Annotated in this window: 23 protein-coding genes and 1 tRNA gene; 11 read left to right on the top strand and 13 right to left on the bottom strand. The window is 60.2% G+C overall.

The genetic code is table 11. The annotated features are described in order from the left end of the window. Positions 1-335: 335 nt before the first annotated feature. Positions 336-863, bottom strand: a complete 528-nt coding sequence (locus BSY17_RS15460; protein ID WP_037478942.1) for a regulatory protein RecX — start codon at positions 861-863, stop codon at positions 336-338. 186 nt (positions 864-1049) lie between these two features. Between BSY17_RS15460 and BSY17_RS15465 the strand changes: the two genes are divergently transcribed. Continuing rightward, on the top strand, positions 1050-2786 hold the full coding sequence (locus tag BSY17_RS15465) for a fatty acyl-AMP ligase (RefSeq protein ID WP_069066147.1): 1737 nt from the start codon (positions 1050-1052) through the stop codon (positions 2784-2786). A 115-nt stretch (positions 2787-2901) separates the two neighbouring features. Continuing rightward, positions 2902-5199 carry a putative bifunctional diguanylate cyclase/phosphodiesterase gene (locus BSY17_RS15470; protein WP_069066148.1) on the top strand — a complete coding sequence of 766 codons (2298 nt, stop codon included), beginning with the start codon at positions 2902-2904 and terminating at the stop codon, positions 5197-5199. On the opposite strand, the gene BSY17_RS15475 is transcribed toward BSY17_RS15470, so the two are convergent. Further along, positions 5200-5949, bottom strand: a complete 750-nt coding sequence (locus tag BSY17_RS15475; RefSeq protein WP_037479079.1) for a ParA family protein — start codon at positions 5947-5949, stop codon at positions 5200-5202. A 168-nt stretch (positions 5950-6117) separates the two neighbouring features. Here BSY17_RS15475 and BSY17_RS15480 point away from each other — a divergent pair, with 168 nt between their 5' ends. Further along, the gene (locus tag BSY17_RS15480) at positions 6118-8250 is read left to right on the top strand and encodes a TonB-dependent siderophore receptor (protein WP_069066149.1); all 2133 of its coding nucleotides are present in this window, start codon (positions 6118-6120) and stop codon (positions 8248-8250) included. A 42-nt stretch (positions 8251-8292) separates the two neighbouring features. On the opposite strand, the gene arsC is transcribed toward BSY17_RS15480, so the two are convergent. The 4 genes from arsC to aroQ form a co-directional block, all read right to left on the bottom strand. Continuing rightward, on the bottom strand, positions 8293-8637 hold the full coding sequence (gene arsC, locus BSY17_RS15485; RefSeq protein WP_069067017.1) for an arsenate reductase (glutaredoxin): 345 nt from the start codon (positions 8635-8637) through the stop codon (positions 8293-8295). Continuing rightward, complete coding sequence (accC, locus tag BSY17_RS15490; RefSeq protein ID WP_037477272.1) at positions 8634-9986, bottom strand: acetyl-CoA carboxylase biotin carboxylase subunit; 1353 nt, start codon at positions 9984-9986, stop codon at positions 8634-8636. The genes arsC and accC overlap by 4 nt, the downstream gene beginning before the upstream one ends. 14 nt (positions 9987-10000) lie before the next feature. After that, positions 10001-10483, bottom strand: coding sequence for an acetyl-CoA carboxylase biotin carboxyl carrier protein (gene accB / locus BSY17_RS15495; protein ID WP_069066150.1), 483 nt, complete (start codon positions 10481-10483; stop codon positions 10001-10003). Positions 10484-10601: 118 nt separating this feature from the next. After that, positions 10602-11042, bottom strand: coding sequence for a type II 3-dehydroquinate dehydratase (aroQ, locus tag BSY17_RS15500; protein ID WP_069066151.1), 441 nt, complete (start codon positions 11040-11042; stop codon positions 10602-10604). Between the two features lie 123 nt (positions 11043-11165). On the opposite strand from aroQ, the gene thiS reads away from it, so the two are divergent. From thiS to BSY17_RS15540, 8 genes are all read left to right on the top strand, one after another. Beyond that, entirely contained in the window at positions 11166-12167 is a 1002-nt protein-coding gene (gene thiS, locus BSY17_RS15505) for a sulfur carrier protein ThiS (protein ID WP_083217138.1), read from the top strand. An 82-nt stretch (positions 12168-12249) separates the two neighbouring features. Continuing rightward, positions 12250-12960 carry a CoA transferase subunit A gene (locus BSY17_RS15510; RefSeq protein ID WP_069066152.1) on the top strand — a complete coding sequence of 237 codons (711 nt, stop codon included), beginning with the start codon at positions 12250-12252 and terminating at the stop codon, positions 12958-12960. A 116-nt stretch (positions 12961-13076) separates the two neighbouring features. After that, positions 13077-13919, top strand: a complete 843-nt coding sequence (locus tag BSY17_RS15515; RefSeq protein WP_069066153.1) for an HAD family acid phosphatase — start codon at positions 13077-13079, stop codon at positions 13917-13919. Continuing rightward, a complete protein-coding gene (locus BSY17_RS15520; RefSeq protein WP_037477281.1) occupies positions 13919-14554 on the top strand; it encodes a CoA transferase subunit B in 636 nt (211 codons plus the stop codon). The genes BSY17_RS15515 and BSY17_RS15520 overlap by 1 nt, the downstream gene beginning before the upstream one ends. Positions 14555-14564: 10 nt before the next feature. Continuing rightward, positions 14565-15005, top strand: coding sequence for an HIT family protein (locus tag BSY17_RS15525; RefSeq protein ID WP_037477283.1), 441 nt, complete (start codon positions 14565-14567; stop codon positions 15003-15005). Between the two features lie 33 nt (positions 15006-15038). Beyond that, a complete protein-coding gene (locus BSY17_RS15530) occupies positions 15039-16334 on the top strand; it encodes a glycosyltransferase family 4 protein (RefSeq protein WP_069066154.1) in 1296 nt (431 codons plus the stop codon). Positions 16335-16386: 52 nt separating this feature from the next. Beyond that, positions 16387-17901, top strand: a complete 1515-nt coding sequence (locus BSY17_RS15535) for a capsular polysaccharide export protein, LipB/KpsS family (RefSeq protein ID WP_069066155.1) — start codon at positions 16387-16389, stop codon at positions 17899-17901. After that, entirely contained in the window at positions 17894-19177 is a 1284-nt protein-coding gene (locus tag BSY17_RS15540) for a capsule biosynthesis protein (RefSeq protein ID WP_037474332.1), read from the top strand. The genes BSY17_RS15535 and BSY17_RS15540 overlap by 8 nt, the downstream gene beginning before the upstream one ends. A 48-nt stretch (positions 19178-19225) precedes the next feature. On the opposite strand, the gene BSY17_RS15545 is transcribed toward BSY17_RS15540, so the two are convergent. The 7 genes from BSY17_RS15545 to BSY17_RS15570 form a co-directional block, all read right to left on the bottom strand. Then, positions 19226-19299: transfer RNA gene (locus BSY17_RS15545), tRNA-Gln, on the bottom strand. A 128-nt stretch (positions 19300-19427) separates the two neighbouring features. Next, positions 19428-19649 (bottom strand): DUF4214 domain-containing protein, encoded by a 222-nt coding sequence (locus tag BSY17_RS22210; RefSeq protein WP_083217139.1) that lies wholly within the window; start codon positions 19647-19649, stop codon positions 19428-19430. A gap of 184 nt (positions 19650-19833) precedes the next feature. Next, the gene (locus BSY17_RS15550) at positions 19834-21186 is read right to left on the bottom strand and encodes an IS1380 family transposase (protein ID WP_069064624.1); all 1353 of its coding nucleotides are present in this window, start codon (positions 21184-21186) and stop codon (positions 19834-19836) included. Positions 21187-21258: 72 nt separating this feature from the next. Beyond that, entirely contained in the window at positions 21259-23364 is a 2106-nt protein-coding gene (locus tag BSY17_RS15555; protein WP_083217140.1) for a glycosyltransferase, read from the bottom strand. Between the two features lie 65 nt (positions 23365-23429). Next, entirely contained in the window at positions 23430-24500 is a 1071-nt protein-coding gene (gene rfbB / locus BSY17_RS15565) for a dTDP-glucose 4,6-dehydratase (protein ID WP_037472276.1), read from the bottom strand. Between the two features lie 131 nt (positions 24501-24631). Next, positions 24632-25645 carry a phytanoyl-CoA dioxygenase family protein gene (locus tag BSY17_RS21015; protein ID WP_171899255.1) on the bottom strand — a complete coding sequence of 338 codons (1014 nt, stop codon included), beginning with the start codon at positions 25643-25645 and terminating at the stop codon, positions 24632-24634. A 143-nt stretch (positions 25646-25788) separates the two neighbouring features. After that, entirely contained in the window at positions 25789-26487 is a 699-nt protein-coding gene (locus BSY17_RS15570; protein ID WP_069066158.1) for a hypothetical protein, read from the bottom strand. Between the last annotated feature and the right edge of the window lie 40 nt (positions 26488-26527).

Consider the following 26527-nt stretch of genomic DNA (forward strand, 5'->3'; position numbering starts at 1 on the left):
GGAGAGGGGTAAGAAGGGCCAGATCGTCCCCCACGCCAAAACCCTCTTCCAAAATAGGATTTCATCTGATCTATCCTTATCGATGAACCCCGATCCCGCCGCCGATCCGCTCGTGCCACGCGCGACAGCCTCCCCCCACACAACCCCACAGCCGCGTCGCCGACGCGCAGGTGGTGCGTCCCTGTGACCCTACAGGCACCTCATTGTGACCCAACAGGCGCGTCACCAGGGCTTAGTCGGCACTTTGCGCACCTTTACACCCCAGTTTCCCGCACAAAATCACGCCAGCCACGGTGTGAACTTGCGCCCTGTGACCTTGCCGTAACCTTGGCCCGCTATTCCTCCTCCTGCGCCAGCGCCTCGCCCGGCGCGGCGTCCACCCAGCGGCGCGCCACGGCATAATCATGGCCTGCGCGCAAAAAGGCGGCGATCGCTTTCTCGCGCTGCTTGGGGTCGAGCGGCGCGGTGGCATAGGGGCCGACCCGCTTGCGCCGGGCAAAGCGGTCCGCCGCCGCCCAGGCTTCGGCCGCGATCTGCGCGTCCGCTTGCACCCGGTCTTCCTCGCCGATCCCGGCCGCGCGCAGATCCTGGTCGATCCGCCGCGCGCCATAGCCGCGCCGGGCGAGCGCCCCGCTCTTCATCACCGCATAGCCTGCATCATCGATATAGCCGATCTCCACGAAGCGATCGGCGAGGCCTTCGGGGTCAGCAGGCTGTTCACCGCCCCAGCCGCGCTCCTTGATCTTGCGCTTCAAATAGCTGAGCAGCTTGCCCCGGCTGGTCGCAAAGCGGGCGACATGGCGCAGCGCCATGTCGCGCATCGTCGCCTCATCGAGCGGCGGGGGGAGGCGTTTGCCGGACATATTCGCTTTCATGGGCCATGCGCCATGTTTATGCCACAGTCGGGCCGGAATTTTACCGTTCCTGGTCCGCTATGAGTGGATGCTGGAGTGCAATATCCGGTGCATGTCGCAGTCAAAGATGATAGCGGCCGCGCTTTCACGATTTTTAGACCATATGGTCACGCCAATATGACGGGTTCGCAAGAGATGATGGCACCAACGCCGACCACCGATGACCTGCCGCGCCGCTTCTCGGACTTCGAGACGCTGGGCGAGGCGCTGGACTATGCGGCGCGGGGCAAGCGGGGCCTGAATTTCCATGATGCGCGCGGCAATCTGGCGCGGCCTTATCCCTTCAGCGAATTGCGTGCCGATGCCGTCGCCTGCGCCCATCGCCTGATCGCTCATGGCGTCAAGCCCGCCGACCGCGTTGCGCTGGTCGCGGAAACCGGGGCGGACTTTGCCCAGCTTTTCTTCGGCATCGTCTATGCCGGGGCCTGGCCCGTACCGTTGCCGCTGCCGACCAGCTTTGGCGGCAAGGACAGCTATATCGACCAGCTCAATGTCCAGCTGACCAGTTGCGATCCCATGCTGTTCCTCTTTCCCGCCGAACTGGCCGACATGGCCGGGGAATCGGGTCGGCAAAAGGCGGTCGAAAGCATCGCGTTCGAGGATTTTATCGCCCGCGACGCCGTGCCCTGCGCCTTGCCGCAGGCGCGCAGTGACGAGATCGCTTATCTGCAATATAGCAGCGGTTCGACCCGCTTCCCCCATGGCGTCGCCGTGACGCACCATGCGCTGCTGTCCAACCTGTCGGCGCACAGCCACGGGATGCAGGTGCAGGACAGCGACCGCTGCATCAGTTGGCTGCCCTGGTATCATGACATGGGCCTCGTCGGCTGCTTCCTCTCGGTCGTCGCCAACCAGGTGTCGACCGACTATATGAAGACCGAGGATTTCGCCCGCCGTCCACTCGCCTGGCTCGACCTCATCAGCCGCAACGAAGGCACCTCGATCAGCTATTCGCCGACCTTCGGCTACGACATTTGCGCCCGCCGCATGTCCAGCCAGACCAAGGCGCAGGATCGTTTCGACCTGTCGCGCTGGCGGCTGGCGGGCAATGGCGCGGACATGATCCGCCCCGATGTGATGCAGAGCTTCGTCGATGCCTTTGCCGATGCGGGTTTTTCGCCCAGCGCCTTCCTGCCAAGCTATGGCCTGGCCGAAGCGACGCTGGCCGTCACCATCATGCCGCCGGGCGAGGGGATCATCGTCGAACTGGTCGAGGAAACCGACCTGTCCGGCGGTGACGCGACCGAAGGCCGGCCGCAGCGCTTCCGTTCGATCGTCAATTGCGGCAAGCCCGCCAAGGACATGGTCGTGGAAATTCGCGACGAAGATGGCGGCCCGCTGCGCGAGCGGCAGATCGGCAAGGTCTGGACCACCGGGCCGAGCCTGATGGTCGGCTATTTCCGCGATCAGGCCGCGACCGACGCGTGCATGGCCGCCGATGCCTCTGGCCGCGTCTGGCTCGACACCGGCGACATGGGCTATCTGAGCGACGGCTATCTCTACATCGTCGGCCGCGCCAAGGACATGATCATCATCAACGGCAAGAATCACTGGCCGCAGGATATCGAGTGGGCGGTCGAACAATTGCCCGGCTTCAAGCAGGGCGACATCGCCGCCTTCGCCATCACCACGCCGGGCGGCGAGGAAGCCCCCGCCGTGCTGGTCCATTGCCGCACCTCCGACAATGAGGAACGCTCGCGCCTGCGCGACCAGATCCGCGAGCGCGTGCGCGCCATCACCGGCATGAATTGCGTCGTCGAACTGGTGCCGCCGCGCACCCTGCCGCGCACCAGCTCCGGCAAATTGAGCCGGTCGAAAGCGCGCAACCTCTATCTGACCGGGGAAATCCGCCCCTACGACATCGCCGCCTGACAAGTCGGATCGAGGTTACCAAATCATAACCCATAGCCGTTATCGCGGCACGGTGGGCAAGAGGGATCATCAGCAAAGCGACGCGGATGGCCGGGAGCGGATAAGTCTCCGGGCGATGACGGGTCTGGGCACAATCGCCGACGACGCGCAATATCGCGTGCTGGAGGCGCAGTTCCGCGCCGCCGACAGCGTCGCCCTGCTGCGCCATGTGATGAACCTGCTGGGCCTGATTTTCGTCTGGGCCGTTTTCGCCCATTGCTGTTCGCCGATCTTGCTGGCCGGGTGGAGCGTGGCGCTGATCGGCACGATAATGTTGGGATTATGGCTCGACCGCAATCGTCGCCGGGCGGACAATGTCGGCCTGACTGCGCGGGATTTGCGTCGCCATGGGATGGGGGGCTTGGCGCTGGGCCTGTCCTGGGCGGGCTGCATGATGATCGTGGCCCATGCCGGGGAAACGGAGGAACTGGTCGCGCTGTGGACGCTGGTCAGTTGCATCATGGTTTGCAGCGCGATCAGCTACGCCGCCACGCCGCTGGCGGCGACGGCGTTTCTGCTGCCCTGCATCGGAGGCTTGTTCGCCATGTTCGGCGATGGCCTGCAACTGCCGCTGCACGCGCTCGCGACCAGCTATGCGCTCTCGCTGCTCGCTGGCTGCTTCATCTATACGCGCACATTCGCGCACCAGCATAGCAGCACCGCGCAACTGGCGGAAAAATCCGAAGTCGTCAGCCTGCTGCTGCGCGAATATGAAGAAGGCGGCTCGGATTGGCTGTGGCAGACCGACACGATGCGCCGCATCAACGGCGCATCCAAGCGCTTTGCCGAGACGCTGGGATTGCCGCCCGAACAGTTGGAGGGCGTGCCGCTGGTTCAGATATTGGCGGGCAGCGCGTGGGAAAGCGGACGCTTCGCTGCCGGACTGCACAGCCTGGCCGATCATCTCAAGCGGCGCGAAAGCTTTTCCAATCTGGTGCTACCGGTCGAGGTGGCAGGCAAGACACGCTGGTGGGAATTGTCGGCCTCGCCCCGCTATGACGACAATGGCGCATTCCTTGGCTTCCGTGGCGTCGCATCGGATGTGACGGTACAGCGCGAATCGGCGGACAAGATTGCGCAACTGGCGCGTTTCGATCCGCTGACCGGCCTACCCAACCGCAGCCATCTGCGCGAAGTGCTGGACCAGGCGGTGGCGGCCGCAGGCGCGCGCCGACCCGGCTGCGCTTTCCTGATGGTCGATCTCGATCGGTTCAAGTCGGTCAACGATACCCTAGGCCATCAGATTGGCGATAAATTGCTGAGCGAGGTCGCTCGCCGTTTGAGCAAGGCCTGCCGTGGGCAGGAATTTTGCGGACGGATCGGCGGCGATGAATTTGCCGTGGTCGTGCCGTCCGCTCTCGACAATCATGCGATCGCCCAATTGGCAGACAGCATCATCGCCATATTGTCGGCCTCTTATCAAATCGATGGCCATATCCTCTATATCGGCGCGTCGATCGGATCGGCGCTGTCGCCGGTCGATGGGCGTGATTCCGAAGCGCTTATCCGCAGCGCGGACCTGGCATTGTATCGCGCCAAGGATGACGGCGGCGGGGTCCATTACGCCTATGAGCCGCAACTCCATGCCAAGGCCGAGGAACGCCGTCTGCTGGAACTGGCGCTGCGCGCGGCGCTGGAAAAGGACCAGATGCACGTTCTCTATCAGCCGGTGGTGCAGGCCGATAGCGGTCGGGTCGTCGGTTTCGAAGCTTTGGCCCGCTGGACGCATCCCGAACTGGGGCCGATCTCGCCCGCCAAATTCGTGCCGGTGGCCGAAGAAGCGCGGTTGATCGCACCCATCGGTGAGTGGGTGTTGCGTACCGCCTGCATGGAAGCGGTGAATTGGCCCGATGACGTGCGGATCGCGGTCAATGTATCGGCCGAACAGTTGAGCCATCCGAGCTTCGTCGCGACCGTCGTGTCCGCCTTGGCGCAGAGGGGCCTGGACGCACGGCGGCTGGAACTGGAAGTCACCGAAAGCGTGTTCATGAACGAGGATGCGGGCGCTTTGCGCGTGCTGGATCAGTTGCTTGGGCTGGGTATCCAGCTTTCGCTTGACGATTTCGGTACGGGCTACAGCTCGCTTGGCTATCTCAGCCGCACGCGCTTCACCACGATCAAGATCGACCGCAGTTTCGTGGTCGGCGCGTCGAAGGATGTGGCGGAAAGCCTGGCGATCATCCGCGCCGTTGTCACACTGGCCGATAGCCTGGGGATGGCGACGACGGCGGAGGGCGTGGAGACAGAGGCGGAACTGGCGATGGTATTGGCGCTGGGCTGCAAGAAGGTGCAGGGCTTCTATTTCGGACGGCCCATGTCCGCCGACGACGCAGGCGCTCTGTTCCTGGCGGCGCCCGAACGGCTGATCGCCTGATCAACCGCCGCGCAGCAACCGTTCGACGGTAGTCCAGAGCGCGGCAAAATCCTTGGCCGGGGGGGAGTTGGGCGCGAAGCTCCCCAGCGGCTTGCGGCGCACCGTCATCTGTTCGATCATGCTGGCCATCGGAATGGCGGGCCAACCAGGATGTTCGTCCAGCGCCTTGCGATGCAGGCTGCGGCGGCGATCGACCATCGAATAGACCGGCAAAATCGGCGCATGTGCTCCGCCGCGTTCGACCAGATAGCGTGCGACCTCGCCCATGGCCCGCTGCGACAAGGGGGAGGGGATGACTGGAATGACGATCAGGTCAGCGGCGCGCAACACCTGCTCGCTGGTTTCAGTGAGGCCCGGCGGGCAATCGAGAATGATGCGGTCATAATCCTTGCCCAGGCTTTCGATCAGCTTGGACAATCGCTTCTTCTTGTCCATCTCCCGGAAAAGATGATCGAGGCTGCGCAGCGACGTGTCCGCCGCGATCAGGTCCAGTCCCGGCACGGTCGAAGGCTGGATCAGTTTCCTGACCTCGACATCCTTGCTGAAGATCGCCTGCGCGGCATCGCGACTCTTGCTGTCGGTGGAGACAAGCCAGCTGGACGCCGCCTGCGGATCGAGATCCCACAACAGGGTGCGGCGCTTCGATATGCTGGCCGATGCCCAGGCAAGATTGATCGCGAATGTGGTTTTGCCCACGCCACCCTTGAGACTGTAGACCGCGATGGTCGCCAATGCCGGTTCCTTTGCCATGAGGCGTGAAGCTACGGCTTCCGTCCGCCAAAGCAAGCGCTCAATCATCCTCATGTTACGCGACGGTGACGCAATCCATGCCGATTGACAGTGTGGGCGCGGAAACGCATATGGCGACCGCGAATCATTCGCAATATCATTATAAGCAGATCATCGGGGGGCATCGCCATGCCAAAGTCGCACGTCATTCTTTTGTCCATCACGGCATCGCCGCTTGCGCTGTTGCTCGTCGCGCCCGCACAGGCGCAGACCTCTGCGCCGACCGATGCGACGGAAGCAGACCAGATCATCGTCACGGGTTCCTACACCACCAATGAGAAACTGGGGTCAGCGACGGGGCTGGGCCTGACCATTCAGGAGACGCCCCAGTCCGTGACGGTGATGACGGCGCAGCGTATGGAGGATCAGGCGATCCGAACGCTGAGTGATGTCATGAACAATGCGGCGGGCGTTTCGGTCAAGGCGCTGGACAGTTCGCGCAACGGCTTTTCGGCGCGCGGCTTCGACATCAATATCTATCAGATTGACGGCATCCCTGTGCAATGGGACCAGGGATTCAGCGCGGGCGAATCCAATCTGGACGTCATTATCTACGAACAGGTCGAGATCGTGCGCGGTGCCACGGGTCTTCTGACCGGCGTCGGCAATCCCTCGGCTTCGGTCAACCTGGTGCGCAAACATGCCGACAGCGACCATCTGACCGGAACGTTGACCGCTTCGGCAAGCCGCTGGGACAATATTTTCGTCATGGGCGATATCAGTGCGCCCATCACCGCCGATGGCGCCGTGCGCGGCCGGGTCGTGGCCAAATATGAGGAAGGCGACAGTTTCATTGACCGCCTGCACAACAAGAAACTCGTCCTATACGGCGTGATCGACGCTGATGTCACGGTGGACACGCATCTGCGCTTCGGCGCCAGCTATCAGGACCATGATGCCAGCGGCACCCAATGGGGCGGTTTGCCGACCTGGTTTTCCGATGGCTCCCGCACGGATTGGAGCCGGTCCCAAAGCATCGGTGCGGACTGGACGACATGGCCCGCGAAAAATGCCACCTATTTTGCCGATGCGACGCAGCAACTCGGCGAACGGTGGCAATTGCGCGTTTATGGCAATTATACGCAGAACAGCAGCGACATGCGATTGCTGTTCCTGTCGGGGCAGCCGGACAAGGATACGGGTCTTGGCATGACGGCCTCGCCCAGTCGCTTTGACGCGCGGCGCAACCAGTTCGATGTCGGCATCCGGCTGAATGGCAGCTACGCGCTGTTCGGTCGCGACCATGAATTGATGGTCGGGGCAAGCTATGCCAAGCAGGATATGGACTTTTTCGGCTATGCGCGCAGCAATGTCGCGACGCCGGGTAATTTCCTGACCTGGGATGGCAGCTATGCCGAACCGACCTGGGGCGCGCGCAGCCATCAGGTGGACCTCGCCACCAAGCAATGGGGCTATTTCGCATCGACGCGGGTCAATCTCGCGGATTCGCTCAAGCTCATATTGGGCGGGCGACTGAACAGCTGGGATCGCACCGGCGGCTATTATGGCATGGCGATCGATTACGGCATCCGCGACAAGTTCACGCCCTATGCCGGGCTACTGTACGATATCGCACCGGGCCATACGCTCTATGCCAGCTATACCGACATTTTCCAGCCGCAGCAGATACGGAACCGCAACGGCCAGTTCCTCGATCCGCTATCGGGCAGCACCTATGAGGCCGGGCTCAAGAGCAGCTTCTTTGGCGGGCGGCTGAACACAGCGCTGTCGGTCTTCCGCATCGAGCAGGATAATTTCGGCGTGCTGGACGGCGACATTCCGGTGCTGGGTACGGAAAATGAACAAGCCTATCGGGCGATCAAGGGTGCCAGAAGCACCGGATTCGAAGTCGAGGCGAATGGCGAAGTGCTGCCCGGCTGGTCGGTCAGCGGCAACTACACCCAGTTTCGCGCTAAGGATGCGAACGGCGCGCGTATCAACACGCTTTATGCGCAGAAGTTGTTGCGCCTATTCACCACCTATAAGCTGAACAGCCTCACAATAGGCGGCGGGGTCAATTGGGAGGGGCTGAGCTATACCGACGCCATCAACCCGGTAACGGGGGCGGCGGAACGACTGGAGGTCAAGCCCTATGCGCTGGTCAACCTGATGGGCCGATATGAGTTCGAGCCCGGCCTGTCGGCTCAGGTCAATGTCGAAAATCTGTTCGACAAACATTATTATTCGCAGATAGGCTTTTACAACCAACATGCTTTCGGCGAGCCACGCAATGTCACGCTGACGCTGCAATATCGCTTTTGAGAAGGCGGAGGGCAGGCACATCGCCTGCCCTTCGCTCCAGCGTCACAGAACGTCACGCGCCTTTTCGGGCGGCCGGGCAATGACCGCGCCCTTTTCCGTGATCACGATCGGTCGCTCGATCAGGATCGGGTGCGATGTCATTGCATGAAGTATGTCCGAATCGCTGTCCGTATTGAGGCCGATCTCCTTCACCACGGCCTCGCCCTTGCGCAGCGCCTGCGCGGGGGTGACGCCAGCCTTGGCGAACAGCGCTTCCAGTTCGGCGCGGCTCGGAGGGGTCTTGAGATAGTCGACAATCTCGACCTCCACGCCCGGCGTCGCTTGCAGGATCGCAAGCGCCTCGCGCGATTTCGAACAGCGGGGGTTATGCCAGATGCTTGCCTTCATGGCTGGCCGTCGCGGGCCAGCCATTCCTCCAGCCACTTGATCGTATAATCGCCGTTGAGGAACTCAGGATCGCGCAGCAGCGCCTGATGCAGAGGAATGGTGGTCTTCATCCCCTCGATCACATATTCCTCCAGCGCGCGCTTCAAGCGCATGATCGCGCCCTCACGGGTGCGGCCATAGACGATCAGCTTGCCGATCATGGAGTCATAATAAGGCGGCACCTTATAGCCTTGATACAGGCCGCTATCGACGCGGACGTGCATGCCGCCGGGGACGTGATAGCTGGTCACGGTGCCGGGTGAGGGGGCGAAGGTGCGGGGGTCTTCGGCGTTGATGCGGCATTCGATCGCATGGCCCGAAAACACGATATCTTCCTGCGCAACCGACAGTGGCCGACCCTCGGCTATGCGGATCTGTTCGCGCACCAGGTCGACGCCGGTGATCATCTCGGTCACGGGATGTTCGACCTGCAGCCGGGTGTTCATTTCGATGAAGTAGAATTCCCCATCTTCCCACAGAAATTCGATCGTGCCCGCGCCGCGATAGGCCATGTCGGCCATCGCCTTGGCACATATGCCGCCGATACGCTCGCGATCGGCCTGGCCCAGCACCGGGGAGGGGGCTTCTTCCAGCACCTTCTGGTGGCGGCGCTGGAGCGAACAGTCGCGTTCGCCCAGATGGATGGCATTGCCCTTGCCGTCGCCGAACACCTGGATTTCGATGTGGCGGGGGTTGCCGAGATATTTTTCGAGATAAACGGTGGCGTCGCCGAAAGCGGCCTTCGCTTCCGACCCGGCCTGCTGCATCAGCGTTTCCAGATCGTCGGGCGAGGTGCAGACCTTCATGCCGCGACCGCCGCCGCCCGAAGCCGCCTTGATGATGACCGGGTAACCAGCCTTCTCTGCAATCGCCTTGGCTTCTTCCAGGTCGCTGATCGCGCCGTCGGAGCCGGGGACGAGCGGCAGGCCGAGCGCGCCAGCGGTGCGCTTGGCTTCGATCTTGTCGCCCATGGTGCGGATATGTTCGGGCTTTGGCCCAACGAAAGCGATGCCATGCGCTTCGACGATCTCGGCGAATTTGGCGTTTTCGCTCAGGAAACCATAGCCGGGATGGATCGCGTCCGCGCCGGAGATTTCGGCGGCGGAGATGATCGCCGCGACGTTCAGATAGCTGTCGCGCGCGGCGGGCGGCCCGATGCAGATCGCTTCGTCGGCGAGGCGCACATGCATGGCGTCGGCGTCGGCGGTGGAATGGACCGCGACCGTCTTGATGCCCATTTCATGGCAGGCGCGGTGGATGCGGAGCGCGATTTCGCCGCGATTGGCGATGAGCAGCTTTTCAATGGCCATGAGCTATTGTGGCCTTATTCGATCACGATGAGCGGCTGGTCGAATTCGACCGGCTGCCCGTTATCGACGAACACGGCCTTGACCGTGCCCGATACCGGCGCGGAAATCGCGTTCATGACCTTCATGGCTTCGATGATCAGCACGGTTTCACCAGCGGCAACCTGCGACCCGATACGGGCGAAGGGCGTGGCGCCGGGTTCGGCCGACAGATAGGCGGTGCCGACGATCGGCGAGCGGACCAGCGTGCCGGCGGGCATGGCGGGTTCGGCTGCGGTGGCGGCAGGCGCGGCCACGGCGGGGGCGGCTGCTGCAACGGGCGCTGCGGGTGGCGCGGCATAGACGGGTGCCATGGCCCCGGCCTTGCGGGCGACGCGGATCTTGCGGTCGCCGTCTTCGACCTCGATTTCTGTCAGGTTGGTGTCGTCCAGCAGCGCGGCCAGTTCGCGCACCAGGGTAACGTCCACCTGCATCGCGCCCTTGTCTTGCTTGTCGTTCATGGTTGACCCTTGTTTGCCATTATACCGTATCTCTAGCGGCCAGCGCCTATGCCGGTTTGCGGCAAAGCGCAACTTTGTAACGTCTGGCCGATCGAGTGCAACGCCGTATGCGCCGATACTATAGTTCCAGGGCGGCTTCGAGCGCGAGCATATAGGAGAGGGGGCCAAAGCCCGCGATCGTCCCCTTCGCCGCCATGCCGACATAGCTTTTATGGCGGAAAGGTTCGCGGGCATGGGGGTTGGACAGGTGAATTTCGATCACCGGCACGCTGATCGCCTTGATCGCGTCATGCAGGGCGACGGAGGTGTGGGTCAGGCCGCCGGGATTGATGATGACCGCATGTGCGCCTTCGCTATGGGCTTCCTGCAACCAGTCGATCAGATGGCCTTCATGATTGGATTGGCGAAAATCGAGGGCGACATGGGCGCGGGTGGCGGCATCCTCCATCCGTTCGGCGATGTCGTCGAGCGTGTCATAGCCATAGATTTCTGGCTCTCGCGTGCCCAGCAGATTGAGATTGGGGCCGTTGAGAACGTAGATTTTGCGACTATCCGCCATGGCGATCCCCCTTGCATGTTGCGGCTGGGGCGATGCCACCCCTATATGCTGCACAATCCTTAGCCTTTCGTGCCGCGCCAAGTCGAGGCACGTTTCCTTTTTGCAAGAACGGGACCGCATATCGTGAGCGTCGACGGCACCATATCCATCCACATCAATGGCGAGCATCGCCGCGTGCGCGAAGGGCTGACGCTGGCGGCGCTGGCAAGCGAACTGGGCTTCGTGCCGGAAAAGGTGGCGGTGGAGCGCAATCTGGCGGTCGTGCCCCGCTCGACGCTGCAGGACGTGATGGTCGAGGATGGCGACGAACTGGAAATCGTGCATTTCGTCGGCGGTGGTGACATCGCTCTGGCGGCCGACGATAGCTGGAGCGTTGCTGGCAAGACATTCCGCTCGCGACTGATCGTCGGCACGGGCAAATATAAGAGTTTCGAGCAGAATGCGGCGGCGGTCGCGGCATCGGGTGCGGAGATCGTCACCGTGGCCGTGCGCCGCGTCAATGTGTCGGACCCCAAGGCGCCGATGCTGACCGACTATATCGACCCGAAGGTCATCACCTATCTGCCCAATACGGCGGGCTGTTTCACGGGCGAGGACGCCATCCGCACGCTGCGCCTGGCGCGGGAAGCGGGCGGTTGGGAACTGGTGAAGCTCGAAGTGCTGGGTGAGGCGCGGACGCTCTATCCCGACATGGTCGAAACGCTGCGCGCGACCGAGATATTGGCCAAGGAAGGCTTCAAGCCGATGGTCTATTGCGTCGATGATCCGATCGCGGCCAAGCGGCTGGAGGATGTCGGTGCGGTGGCGATCATGCCGCTGGGCGCGCCCATCGGGTCCGGGCTGGGCATCCAGAACCGGGTGACGATCCGGCTGATCGTGGAGGGCACCAAGCTGCCGGTATTGGTCGATGCCGGGGTCGGCACGGCGTCGGAAGCGGCGCAGGCGATGGAACTGGGCTGTACCGGCGTGCTGATGAACACGGCGATCGCCGAGGCGAAAGACCCGGTGCTGATGGCCGCCGCGATGAAGGCCGGTGTCGAGGCGGGCCGTATGGCCTATCGCGCCGGGCGCATGGGCAAGCGCATGTATGCCGACCCGTCCAGTCCTCTGGCGGGATTGATCTGACGCGCTTTCGCGATCGCAGTAAATTGACCGGCGGCCCGCTTGTCCCCTATGGGCAGGATCAAGTTGAGGAGGAGAATAAGCGATGGTGAACAAGCTCTACCCTGATGCGGCATCGGCTCTGGAAGGCCTCCTCTTCGACGGGATGGAACTCTGTGCGGGCGGATTTGGCCTGTGCGGCATTCCCGAACGACTGATCGATGCGATCCGCGATTCGGGCGTCAAGGATCTGACCATCGCGTCCAACAATGCCGGGATTGATGGCGAGGGGCTGGGCAAGCTGCTCCGCACCCGGCAGGTCAAGAAGATGATCTCCTCCTATGTCGGCGAAAACAAAGAGTTCGAGCGGCAATATCTGGCGGGCGAGCTGGAGGTCGAGTTCTGCCCGCAGGGGACGCTGGCCGAACGGTGCCGCGCAGGGGGGGGCGGCATTCCGGGCTTCTACACCAAGACGGGCGTCGGGACGGCCGTGGCCGAGGGCAAGGAAGTCAAGAGTTTCGACGGGCAGGATTATATCCTGGAGCGCGGCATCTTTGCCGATGTGGCGATCATCAAGGGCTGGAAAGCCGATGAGAGCGGCAACCTGATTTTCCGCAAGACCGCGCGTAACTTCAACCAGCCGATGGCGACGGCCGCGAAGATCTGCGTTGCCGAAGTCGAGGAAGTGGTGCCGGTCGGCTCACTCGATCCCGATATGATCCATCTGCCCGGCATTTATGTGAAGCGCATGATCGTCGGCGCGCCCTATGACAAGAAGATCGAATTTCGCACCGTAAGGCAGCGGGAAGCGGCGTGAGCTTTTTTGCTCCCCTCCCCTTCAGGGGAGGGGCCGGGGGTGGGGGCGTGCAGCCCGTGCCTTCGATGGCCCCCACCCCAACCCCTCCCCTGAAGGGGAGGGGCTTTGGTTTGTGCATGGCGTTAGCATTGCTCGCCGCCTGTGCGCCCATGCCGCAACCGATTGCCCCGCCGCCCACCAATCCGCCCTCTGGGATGCAATATCTCTACGGGTCGGGCGAGGCGGCAGCGCTGTCGGTGCAGGCCTTTGCCATGCTTGCGGCCCATGCCACCGTTACGGCCAAAGCACGACTGGCGCAGTCCGTCGTGCTGGCATCGGGTGCGTCGCTCGACCAGCCACGCTTCGTGCCGTGCGGGGACAAGCCTTTGGCCGCTGTGTTCGATGTCGACGAAACCGTGCTGCTGAACATCGGCTATGAATATCATGATGCGCGGTCGGGCAAAGGCTATGACGAAGCAGCATGGGATGCGTGGGAGCGCACTGGCGCAGGCGCGGTCAGCCCAGTGCCTGGCGCGGTCGCGGCGCTGGCGCAATTGCGGGCGGCGGGCGTGACCGTGGTGTTCAACACCAATCGTTCTGCCGCCAACGCAGCGGCAACGGCGCAGGCGATCAGCGCGGCGGGCCTTGGGCAGGCGGTGCATGGCCAGACGCTGTTCCTGCAAGGCGATGATGCCATGGGATCGGGCAAGGATGGGCGCCGGGCGACCATTGCTTCGCGCTATTGCGTGATTGCGCTGGGCGGTGACCAGCTCGGTGATTTTTCCGACCTGTTCAATGCTGGCCAACCGGTCGCTGCCCGACGTGTGGCGACGACAACGCCTGCGATTGCGGCCTTGTGGGGAAGGGGTTGGTTCGTCCTGCCGAACCCTGTCTACGGCAGCGGCCTCAAAGGCGGATTTGACGATGTTTTTCCAATGGATAGAAGGTGGGCCTTGCCTACCGATGGGGAGAAGAACTGATGCCCTGGACTCGTGACGAAATGGCCGCACGCGCGGCAAAGGAACTCAAGGATGGCTTCTATGTGAATCTGGGCATCGGCATCCCCACGCTGGTGGCCAACCATATCCCCGCTGGCGTGGAAGTCACGCTCCAGTCCGAAAACGGGATGCTGGGCATCGGTCCCTTCCCGTTCGAGGGGGAGGAAGATGCCGACCTCATCAACGCGGGCAAGCAGACGATCAGCGAATTGCCGCAAACCGCCTATTTCTCCTCCGCTGACAGTTTTGCGATGATCCGTGGCGGGCATATCGACCTGACCGTGCTGGGCGCGATGGAAGTCGCGGAAAATGGCGACATTGCCAACTGGATGATCCCCGGCAAGATGATCAAGGGCATGGGCGGTGCCATGGATCTGGTCGCTGGCGTCAAGAAGATCATCGTGGTGATGGAGCATACGTCCAAAAATGGCGATCCCAAATTCATTCCTGCATGCACCCTGCCGCTGACTGGCCGCAATGTCGTGGACATGATCATCACTGACCTGTGCGTCTTCCAGCGGCCCGATCATGACAGCCCGTTCAAGCTGGTCGAACTGGCCCCCGGCGTCACGGCCGAGGATATAGCCGCCAAGACCACCGCGCATTTCGTGCAATAAGGGACGGCTGATGAGCCTCGATGGCACCTATGATGCGGGCAATCCGTTTGCCCTGATCATCGCAGGGAAAATCCCGGCGACCAAGCTGTATGAGGATGACGACACGCTCGCTTTTCTCGACATACAGCCGCAGTCGAAGGGGCATGCGCTGGTCATTTCCAAATGGTCGAAGGCGCGTAACATTCTGGAGATTGAGCCTGAGGCGCTGGCGCAGGTGATGGCGACGGTGCAGAAAGTCGCGTGCGCCATCCGCTCCGCGCTGAAGCCGGATGGCTTGCATATCGCGCAGTTCAATGGCGCACCGGCCGGGCAGACGGTGTTCCATCTGCATGTCCATATCGTGCCCCGCTGGGACGGGCAGGCCGCCGGGTTTGCCACCCATGGGCAGGGCGCGTTCGCCGATGCCGACGCGCTCGGCGCGCTTGCCGACGAGATTCGCGCGCAACTTTGATGGCTTGGCCCTTGATCTTCGGCGCGCACTGACATGGTGCTGCGTCCTTTCAATGCCCCCGGCGCGCGGCTCGCGCTGCGGTCCAAGCGTGCCAGCCCGAACCTGACAGGCGGCGCAGGCGATAGCGAGATCATCCTCGATCTGTCGCGGCTGCTCTCGCGTTCCTTTCATGCAGCACCCACCGGCATCGACCGCGTCGAATATGTCTATGCGCGCGAATTGCTGGAGCGCATGCCCGATCGCCTGTCCTTTGCGGCGGTTCATCCGGCGGGCGGCTATTATGGGCGGCTGAACAGCGCCGCGGTGCGCCAATTCCTGGCCTCGACAGCGGCTAAATGGCGCAATCCGGGCCTCTATGATGCGGCCGAAGGCAAAGCGGCGGCGATCCGCCATATGTTCGCCACCCGGCCGCGCCCGGTGCCGCGCGCTACCCGACCACGCATCTATCTGCAGGTTTCCCCACACCATCTGGACGATCCCAAGCAGGTCGGCGCGATCCTGCGGGCGGAAGGCGCGAAGTTCGTGACCTTGGTGCATGACGTGATTCCGCTCAGCCATCCAGAGTTCGCCCGACCGCAGGGGGCGGAGGAGCATTTGCGGCGCGTGCGGTCCATCGATGCCTTTGCCCATGGGATCATCGGCAACAGCCAGGCGACGATTGACGCGCTTGCCCCGCATATGCGGCGCGGGCTGGAGGGACGAGCGATCCGCGTCGCCCATTTCGGCGCAGACGCGTCCGACATATTCGGCGCCCCGCGCGAGGATGTCCCCGATCGCCCCTATTTCGTCTACATCTCCACCATAGAGCCACGCAAAAATCACCTGCTGCTGCTCAATATCTGGCGGCGCTTGATCGAGACGATGGGCGATGACGCACCCATGCTGGTGCTGATCGGTCGGCGCGGCTGGGAAAACGAAAATGTCATCGACATGCTGGAGCGCGGCGAAGTGCTGCGTGGCCATGTGATCGAAGCGGGCGAGGTTTCCGACAACCGAATGCAGGCCTTGCTCGCCCATGCCCGCGCGATGCTGATGCCGTCCTTCATCGAAGGGTTCGGGATGCCCGTCGTCGAAGCGCTGGCGGCGGGTGTGCCGGTCATTTGCAGCGACATTATCGCCCATCGCGAAGTGGGCGGTGATGCGCCCGATTATCTCGATCCACTCGATGGATTAGGCTGGATGCGCATGATCTGTGCCTATGTCGCTGAGGATTCGCCGGAACGGGCGGCACAGCGCGCGCGTATTGCACAGTGGCGTGCCCCGACCTGGCGCGACTATTTCGACATTATCACGGGTCTTCTGGAAGAAGTGACAGAGTCTGTTTCTTGACGTGCAACCGGCCGCCGCGCATGGATGAACAGTGACGCTATCGCCTTCGGATATGACAGCAGGGGCTGCGCGCCAGCCCCTAACTTTCCCGCCCTTTCTGCGGTCGCCCCCGTTTCCCGGCATTGCGCCTTCGGTCGCTACGATCAGCGAGGCGGCCATCGAGTGTGATGGCGAGGTTGCTGACGACTTGCTCGACCTGATCCGAGATGCGCGCGTCGGTGGGGCATTCTGGGCCGGAGCGAACGACCCCTGGACACAGGTCGCGCAAGTGCAAAGCATAAAGGCAAGCGCCGACGATGACGTGGCGCTGGTTGCCGGACTGCTGGATGTGCCAGTGATTGGCCAGGATGGCGTGCGGATCGATCCTGCCATGCTCCACGCGACGCTGAAACGGCGCATTGCCGCTGCCCGCTACCGTGACTGTTTCAGTGGCGCGCCTGTCGATGCGGCGCAGGCGGTAGCGCAGTTGGCGGACTGGCGTCGGCATCTGGACGGCAATCGAGGGATCGCAGCCGCCTGTGGCATGGCCTTCTGGAAGCGGGAGGCAATGCGCCACTTTCTTTGGGATGGACAGCGTTCACCGCCGTTTCTGTCTGCACCGCAGGGGGTGCGTCGTGCCCGTTATGGGCGCGGCGCGCTAGCCATCTGGCCTTCGCGGGTGCCACCGACGCTGGTGGCGGACGCGCAGGCGCAGGGCGTGCAACTTGTGCGGGTGGAGGATGGCTTCCTGCGCTCACGCGGGCTGGGTGCGGCGCTGCATCCGCCGGGATCGATCGTCGTGGACCGCAGCGGCATCTATTATAATGCGCTGGCTGCCAACGATCTGGAAACCTTGCTGGCGACGCAGGATTTCTCCCCCGCTCTTGTGGAACGTGCCGCCCGCCTGCGCGCGCGTATTTGCGCCAGCGGGGTCACCAAATATGGGCAGGATACGGGGCGGTTGCCTGATTTACCCACCGGACGTCGCACGGTGCTGGCGATCGGGCAGGTCGATGATGATTTGTCGGTGCAACTTGGCGGGGCAGGGGTCGTCGGCAATCTCGATTTTCTTGGCCAGGTCCGACGCGCCGAGCCTGATGCCTGGATCATCTATCGTCCCCATCCCGATGTGGAGGCGGGGCATCGCAAAGGGCATCTGGCCGATGCGACCGTGCTGACATATGCCGATGCCATCGACCGCGGCTCGCCGCTCATGGCTCTGGTGCAGGCGGTCGATGAAGTCCATGTCCTGTCTTCGCTGACCGGGTTCGAGGCTCTGATGCGGGGATGCCGCGTGACGGTCCATGGCATGCCTTTCTACGCAGGCTGGGGCCTGACGCGCGATCTTGCCTCACCGGTTGCGCGGCGCGGGCGGCAATTGTTGCTGGACGAACTTGTCGCCGCCGCCCTCATTCTCTATCCACGGTATCTGGACCCGGTAACCCGGTTGCCCTGCGGCCCTGAAGTGATGACGGATCGCTTGGCAAATGGCGCTGTGCCACCGACGACATGGCTGATCCGGTTGCGGTCCATGCAGGGAAAGTTACGACGGTTTATGACTTTGACGGCTGAGTATCTTCATGGCTGACGTGCCAACCAAGACCTTTCTCTTTCTGCAAGGGCCGCACGGCCCCTATTTCGCAATGCTGGCGGATGCCCTTCGGACGCGTGGGCATATAGCCCTGCGGATCAATATCAATGGCGGCGACAAGATCGACTGGCCGGGGGACGCCACGGACTATCGCGGCACGTTCCGCAACTGGCCGTTATTCTTCGATGATTTCGTCGTCAATCATGGCGTCACCGACCTGATCCTCTATGGTGATTGCCGTCCCTATCATGCGTCCGCGCATGGCATGGCGCGGCTGCGGGGCTTGCGTGTCCATGTCATGGAGGAGGGCTATATTCGTCCCGATTTCCTGACTTTGCAGGATGATGGAGTGAACGGCAACTCTACCCTGCCGCTCGATCCGCAATGGTATCTTGATCAGGCCGAACAACTGTCACCATATGATGGCGACTTGCCGCCGGTGCCATCGACTTTTCGAGCGCGCGCGCGCAACACCATGCGGAACGGCATGGCATCGGCCTGGATGCGGCCCTATTTTCCCTATTATCAGACCCATCGTCCGCACAGTTTCCTGCTCGAATCCGTTGCCTGGTGCTACAAGCTACTGACGCGGCAGAGCGAAATTCAGCGTTCGGCGGCCGTTTGGGAAGCGGTCAAAGACAAGCCCTATTTCACGCTGCCGCTCCAGCTCAATTCCGACTATCAGATCCGGGTTCATTCGCCCTTTGGTAACATGCGCGCCGCGTTGCGTTTCGTGATAAAGAGCTTCGCACAGCATGCGCCTCAGGGGGTGTTCCTGCTGGTCAAACGTCATCCGCTGGATGCTGGTCTTGTCGCCTGGCGCAGGCTGACGAACCGGATTGCTAAACATTATGGTGTGGCCGATCGCGTATCCTACCTACCTGACTGGGACATTGCCGAGGTAGTGAGCAAATCTCTGGGCGTGGTGACCGTCAACAGCACTGTGGGCACGCTGGCCCTGAACAGCGGCAAGCCAGTCGTGGTGCTGGGACATGCAGTCTACAAAGTGCCAGGCGTCGTACACCAGGGCAATTTGGATGATTTTTGGGCGGCACCTCGTCAGCCGGACCTGAAACTCTATTCAGCGTTTCGTCGCGTTTTGGTGGATCGGTGTCTCATCCGTGGCGGTTTGCTGAGCGAAGAAGGGCTTGAACTGCTTGTAGCCAATGCGGTTGAGCGCCTTGAGAAGGACCCGTCGGAAGTCTTGGCTCTTCCACGCCAAGGCCGCCGACGCCAGCGCCAAATAGCTATTGTACGGGGCGATGCAGCTTGATGGACGATGCGTCCTCGCCGAACTTCTATTGGATGAATGGAAGTAGTTTGGATGCCCGACGAGGATTCGAACCTCGATTAACGGAGTCAGAGTCCGTTGTCTTACCTTTAGACGATCGGGCATCAATCTGTAGCGCGTTGCGCTTGGGAGGCCGCAGATAGGCGGCGATGCTCATTCGGTCAAGAGCTTCTCGATGATCTGGAATGACTTTTTGGTCGATCACATAGTCCATCGGAATCGAAAGATCAGCTCAATCCCGTGATATTAACAATCGGCGACGCTTGCTCTTACGCTTTAATAATTCTCCGCCAATCACCGTAATGCTCGCGCGTCGCTCCTTAAATTCCGGGGATTCAAGGATTGAACGAAGCATGTCGATTTTTGTCACGCCACTGCTTAACAGCGCGAGATGGTGCGAAAGACCAGCGGGATCAGCGCGACGACCAAGTGCGTGTTGATAAAATTTCTCAATGAACGCCTCATCATCTAGCCTCTCTTATTCACCGGTCTGCTGCGTGATGGCTTAATCCGGGACGGGGTGGCAGGCTGAGGCGGCCAGCGCGAGTTGCCCTGTGGCGACTATTTCATCGCGTTTGGCCGAGAGGTTTGCGGGGTTTCTGGACAGGGTGGATCGATCTGCGGCCGCGCCGCGCCGTTCAGGTCGGCGCGGCTTTGAGGGCGCGGGCGATATGCTGGAAGATGTCGGCGTCGGGGCAAGCGCTGGCGAAGGCGATGCGGATGCGGCTGGCGGTTTCGACGACGCGGGCGGCGACCTTGATGAGGCGGATGCGGATGGTGGCGAACTCGGCGTTCCTCAGCGCTGCGGTGGCGGGCACGGCCTGCCGCAGCTTCCACATCAGCCAATATGCGGCAGTGTGGAGGATGAGGCGCATCTGGTTGGCATTGGCCGATCGGCAGGAGGTGCGATCGCTCTTCAACTGGGTCTTGTGGAGTTTGATGAGGTTTTCAGCCTGGCCACGAGCACAATAGAGCGTGTCGTAGATGTGCTCGGCGCTACCAAGCTCGATCGAGGTGACGACGAAGCGGATATCGAGGCCCATAGTGCTGGCTTCGATCCGCGCGACGACCCTGCGTTTGGTCGGCCCCCAGGATTTGGCGGCGTAGCAAGTCTCGGCATAACGGCGCAGCACGCCCAATCCCTGCAGCGCCCGGTCGGTGGCACAGGCATCGCCGCGATTGACGATGACGGGATCGGCATGGAGCGCCTTGTTGCCGGGCAGGCCGAACACATAGTCGATGCCGTTCGCCTCGCACCACGCCATGATCTCGGGGCGGCCGTAATGGCCATCACCGCGTAGCGTGATGCGGGTATTGGGCCAGTGGCAGCGGATGCGCCGGATCAGCCGACGCACATGGCCTGCCGTCTCGACCCCCGATGGGCTCTTGCCGGTGCGCAGCAGCATCGCCACCGGACGTCCAGTCGCGGTGTCATAAACATGGATCGGCAGGAAGCAGCGCTCGCCATAATGGCCGTTCCAGAAGGAGAGCTGCTGGCCGCCATGGACGACATCAACTGTCTCATCTATATCAAGCGTCACCGCGACCGGCGGCACGGGATAGCTCGCGCAGTAGAGATCAACGAGCGCGCCTGTCAGACGCACCAGTTCGCGCGTCGTCGGCGCATTCTCCCAGCGGCTCATCGTTGGCTGGCTTGCCAGGCCGATCACGCCGCCGGGCAGTTTGCCGAGCGCCAGCTTGAACCCAGGATCGTGACGCAAACTGTCGAGATCATCGGCATCTTCATAGCCGCAGGCGATCGCCAGCATGCGAGCGCGCAGGATGTCGTCGAGATCGTGGACGACGCGGCTCTGGTCGCGAGGGTCGCAAATGCAGGCGGCAAGCCGTTCCGCAATGCCAAGCTGTCGCTCGGCCTGCGCCAGCAGCAATACGCCACCATCGGATGTCAGCCGACCGCCGTCGAAGGCGGCGGTCATTTTCTTGCGGCAAATCGCTGGGAATGAGAAACCGAGGAGGCTATCATCTGCCATGGCGGTCGTGGCACTTTCTGTCCGGCGTAGAGGGATGATTTAAGCACCCTTTCTCTACTCCAGATCAGTAACTTACGCCACGTCCGCCAACCCCATCCCATGCCGCCGGTGAATAAGACGGGCTAGCGCAAGGATCGAAGCAACATCGACAGTCGCATCGGATTCGCGCCAAATTTTTTGCGTTGCACCGCTATCCACGTCATCTCTTGCAGAAGGTGAAGCGAGGGAAGAAGATTGCGATGCCGCATTTCCGACCGAATGACGAAAACGCAACGTGTCCCCGTCCTCAATGCGGTCCATCAGTCGATCATATAGGTCAGGACTAGACGTCAGGCTGGTGGCAAATTCGAATAGTCCGCGTGACCACTCATTCCAGTCGCTTGGTTCACGTTCGACCACGGTGGAATGGCCAAAAGCCACAGCAGCCCGCACCAACTCAGGTAGTTCGCTGTCGCTTTCATAGAGATACACGCCTTCAACCGTTAAAAAGGTGGCCAGTATCTCGCGTGTTGCTGGAATATCCCTGGCAACCACAGGCTTACCTAGTGCGAGGGCGTGCATAAGTGAAAGGCCAAACCCCTCATAATATGACGGCAAAATGATAACGCTACTGCCTGCCAGAATATCGTTCATTTCCTTTTCAGGAACGACGCCAGCTTGAAGTTCGCGCAGATTTCGGAGAGACGTTTCGCTTCCATTCCCCATGACTATAATGGAGAGGCTGGGGATAGCATTAGCAATCATTCTGCCAGTGCTGCCAGCAGCCTTATGTGCAAAATGGTTTCCCATAACAAGGACATGCTCCCGCCCTAATCTTACACCATCATAACGGGCGGCATAAGATTTTGGGCTGGTCGGCAAAAGGCGCGTAAATTTCTTAGCACGATCTTTTCGAATGAATCGATGACGGAACGTATCTTCTGCAAACTGGCTGATGAAGAACAGCCCACTTGCGTTACGCGCAACATAGGACCACATCGGCTCCACGTTGCTATCATAGCGCAAATTGCTGCAATCAAGCGCAATGACATCCAGCATTCCATATATATTAACGGGAGCGAGATGCTCCATAACATTTATATGATGTAAGTCGAAAGGCTGGCCAAAGAAGATAGCAACGGCGTAGGTTGGCGATATTTCAGTCCGGAATTTCACATTTTCAAGTTGGTCGATACCATGAAATTCGGCGACGGACTTATCGCAAATGGCGTAAACTTCAAATTCGTCAAACTGCCGCTTATCGCACCAATGGATGAAATTCACGATCAGTTCGTTCGTGCCATTGTGATGACGGCCCATGGTCAGCAGGTTAAGAGCAACCTTAAGCTTACCCTCCACAGTGGGTATTAGATTTTTTACCTGGGTCATGGCCCGATGTTCAGGAGAACGCTCAAATTCTCGAACCAACGGCAAAAACTCCGGGTGCCGTTCCATCATTTTTTGAAGATTATTTTGCTGCTGGCCTTTCAGGTCCATTTCGTGAAGCATGAAAGACGCCGATCCCGAATGATAGGCATAGGCGTGATTGGCGAGTGCTGCTCGATAACCTACTTTACCAGCACGCATCACGAGATCATTTTCTTCTTCATACCCAGTCCCAAAGGCTTCATCCAGATGCCCGAAGTTGGCCACGACTTGGGGGGAAATGAGCATATAGAAGCCTACGGCTGTGGGCGCTAAAGTATAGCGAGGCAAATATCGGTAGACTGATTGCCAACTTATGTGACAAATCTCCGGCGTCGTCGCGATGCCGGATAGATTATTTGGCGCTTGGGGAAATGTTGCGATGGCGGCGTTGTTAGATCGCGGGCATACAAAGCCAATTTGGGGATCCGATAACATTACCGCAACGCATTCTATCAATGTGTTTTTGTAGGTGATCGTGTCGCTGTTAATCAGAAGCGCGCCTGCGCCATTTTTTCGGCTGATCGCCAACCCTTTGTTAACGCTTTGAACGAAGCCTATATTGGCGGAATTACGAATATAGAGGTCAATCAAGCCCGACTTGTGACATTCTGCGAGATACTCTTCAACCGCCTCATCATCAGGCGAATCGTTAATGACGATGACCTTAGGATTATATGCCCGAATTTCATCCAGATTTGCGCTTATCGATTCGAGGCAAGTCTTAACCAACTCGACATTGCGATAAACGGGTATGATGAGATTGAGTTTCATCAAAGGTCCTTGATAACTGGCTCATTCCGCCTTGACTAAGGCGGTTCGAAGGAGGTCAGGTTCTATTAGCCACCCAACTCAGCGCGGTTCATCAATGGACGCCACCAGTCCTGGTTATCCAGGAACCAGTTGAGTGTGTCAGCAAAACCCTGCGGGAAATCACGCGATGGAGCGTAGCCCAATTCGCTGCGAATTTTGGTTTCGTCGATGGCATAGCGACGGTCATGGCCCTTGCGGTCCTGCACATAGGTCATCAGGTCGATCGAAGGGCGGCCCTGCGCGGCGGGCGCATCGGGGAACATCGTCGCGAGGGCGGGATTGCGCTCGAAAGCGGCATCCACACCGCGGCAGATTTCGCGAATCACTTCGATGTTAGGCAATTCCTGCCCGCCGCCGACATTATAGGTTTCGCCGATCCGGCCCTTGCGCAGAATGAGTTCGATGCCGATGCAATGATCTTCGACGTGCAGCCAGTCGCGGATATTCATGCCATCGCCATAGATAGGCAGATTTTTGCCCGACAGCGCATTGATGGTGAACAGCGGGATCAGCTTTTCGGGAAACTGGTAGGGACCATAATTGTTCGAACAATTGCTGGTCGTCGTTTCCAGCCCATAGGTGTGATGATAGGCCCGAACCAGATGGTCCGATCCCGCCTTCGACGCCGAATAGGGCGAGTTGGGGGCATAGGGGGTGGTTTCGCTGAACGCCGGATCATCCAGTTCCAACGTGCCATAGACTTCGTCGGTCGAGACATGGTGGAAGCGATGGGGGCGGCCGGTGCCCTTGTCGAGCCAGGCGGTCTTGGCCGCCTTGAGCAGGCTGTGCGTGCCGATGACATTGGTCGTCACAAAGGCGTCAGGGCCAGTGATGGATCGGTCGACATGGCTTTCCGCCGCGAAATGAACGATCGTGTCGATATCATGATCGGCCATCAGTTGGGAAACGAGGTCGGTATCGCAAATGTCGCCGACGACCAATTCGACGTCGGGCACATCGGTAATGTTGGCAGGATTGCCTGCATAGGTCAGCGCATCGAGGACGACGATACCGTCATCGGGAGACGCTTTGCGCCAATGACGGACGAAATTCGCGCCGATGAAACCGGCTCCTCCAGTGATGATCAGATTGGCCATATGCCCGTATTTCGCTCCCTTGAAATCCCCACGTCGAAGAAATAGCGCGCCCTAGTCTGTTCAGATTGCGAGCGACTTATGATTCCCTTACCCGTCGCAAAGCAGTAGCCGCAAAATGTGCTGCACTGCAATCAGGAGGCCTGCTTTTTCGTCGCCTGACGAAATGCCTCTATGCTCGACATAAAATTTTGTTGCGGGGGTATTTTAGCGTCCGTCCGCGTTTGATCGGGTCGCCCGGCGAGGTCATAATGCTGGCTGCAATAAGCAAGCGAACCGCGATGACGAATGGTGGCCAAATGGGGAGACGTCGAAAAAAAATGGGGTGACCGCCCTTGCGGACAAAAATGGCCGACCAAACTTTGCCGCGTCAGGTCGGGGTTTTTGACTGGCGCGCCGCCATGCGCCAAATCCGCGTGCCATACCAATATATCGCCTTTTTTGGGGAGGAAGTATTGGACTCCATATTGGCTATCTTTGGCATGCTGCGTTAGATGCCGAGCCCAATCGTCATGAGGCTCCTTCCCATCCTCGGTGGCAACCCAATGTTTTCTGTCCCCACCAAAATTCCAGTCGGGCAGCCGATGGCTACCGGGAACATACATCAGTTCGCCTGAACCCGGTTGAATATCTTCCAACGCGATCCAGCAGGCGGCTAGTTCTAACGGTTGATCGACAACAACATAAGCCGTGTCTTGATGGAGTCCCTGTTGCGACCCTTGATCGAAACTCAAGCTCTGAAACAACAGGGGATCAGCGTCGAATATCAGCTGCAAAAATGCAATCAATGATGGAGAAGAAAAAAGATCGAGAGCTTCCGAAAACGGCACAAAAGAATCGACGACACGTACGCCCAATCTGTCCTCAGGTTGACTTAATGGCAAAGTATCATAGCCATCATGCCGCTGATAAAGGACGTCTTTATTTCCTTCGCGAAAAGACGTCTCTATTTTACGTCGAAATGCATCAACTTTTTCTGGTGTTGCGGCAGCGTGTAGAATGATAAAGCCGTTTCTAACAAAAAATTCGATCTGATTTATTTGCTCGGATGTCAAATGACGGGCCGTTATCTGCTGACGCCAGTCGTCGCGGTCCACCCACAAGCCACCAAATCGCGAGTGGAAAGCGGGATCATCATTCTTACTCACGGGGATCATCCTTTCAGAGCGATATAGGCTTCTAGAGGCAGCGTGATGTGGCGATATTTCCAATGGTCAGAACGAAGCATAGGATTAAGCAGGGTAACGCGATGCGGCGTAAAATTTATTTACCTCAATGCTCATTGGCACCCTCAGCCTGCGTCAAGTGATATGAGTCCAATGCCTAACACTCTGGTGTCCAGACTATCGCTAAATGCAGCAGGAGAAAATGTTTTGTCTTGCTGAGTTTGCAACAAAATATCGCCGTTGCAGATGCAGGAAGGAGGTAGCCGCAACTTGATCATCTGCAACCCTCCCGGCAGATCGAAACTGCCGAGAAAATAACCGTTCGCAAGGATATCGATATTCTGATGGCTCATGCCTGGTGGTACGAAGCATTGAAGGGCTAGGTGTACGGTTGCATATCCGCCGCCATAGCCGTCCATGGCGAACCGCAATTCCTGAATTGAATCTTGACCCCAAACGCCCCATTCCTCACGGGTGTACCAACCTCTGACCAAGATATCATCGACATCGACAGTTTGGTTATCGCGAAGCGTACCGAAAAATACCGGTATGTTGCGGGGGATGAGGGGAAAGCCTGCGCTGGACCAGCTTGATTGGCTTTGAGGCTTCGTCGCGTCGTCACGGCGGCGGGCGTGGGTTTCTGCAAATGACAATTCAGCGAGATGCTGCAATTGATCGATCCGACCGATAATCGCCGCCGTCATCTGCTCTAGAGTCGCCAAACGTTGCCGCATTTCCTCTATGACAAACAAAGTGCCTGCGGGTTCGACTGAATCGGCGGTTCGGCCATCGCCACTTGGCAGATCAATTTCTGGCTCTTGCATCGCCTTTCCAATGACTGGCAATTGGCACATTGTCGACCGC

The organism is Sphingobium sp. RAC03 (assembly GCF_001713415.1).
In the GTDB taxonomy this organism is placed as follows: domain Bacteria; phylum Pseudomonadota; class Alphaproteobacteria; order Sphingomonadales; family Sphingomonadaceae; genus Sphingobium.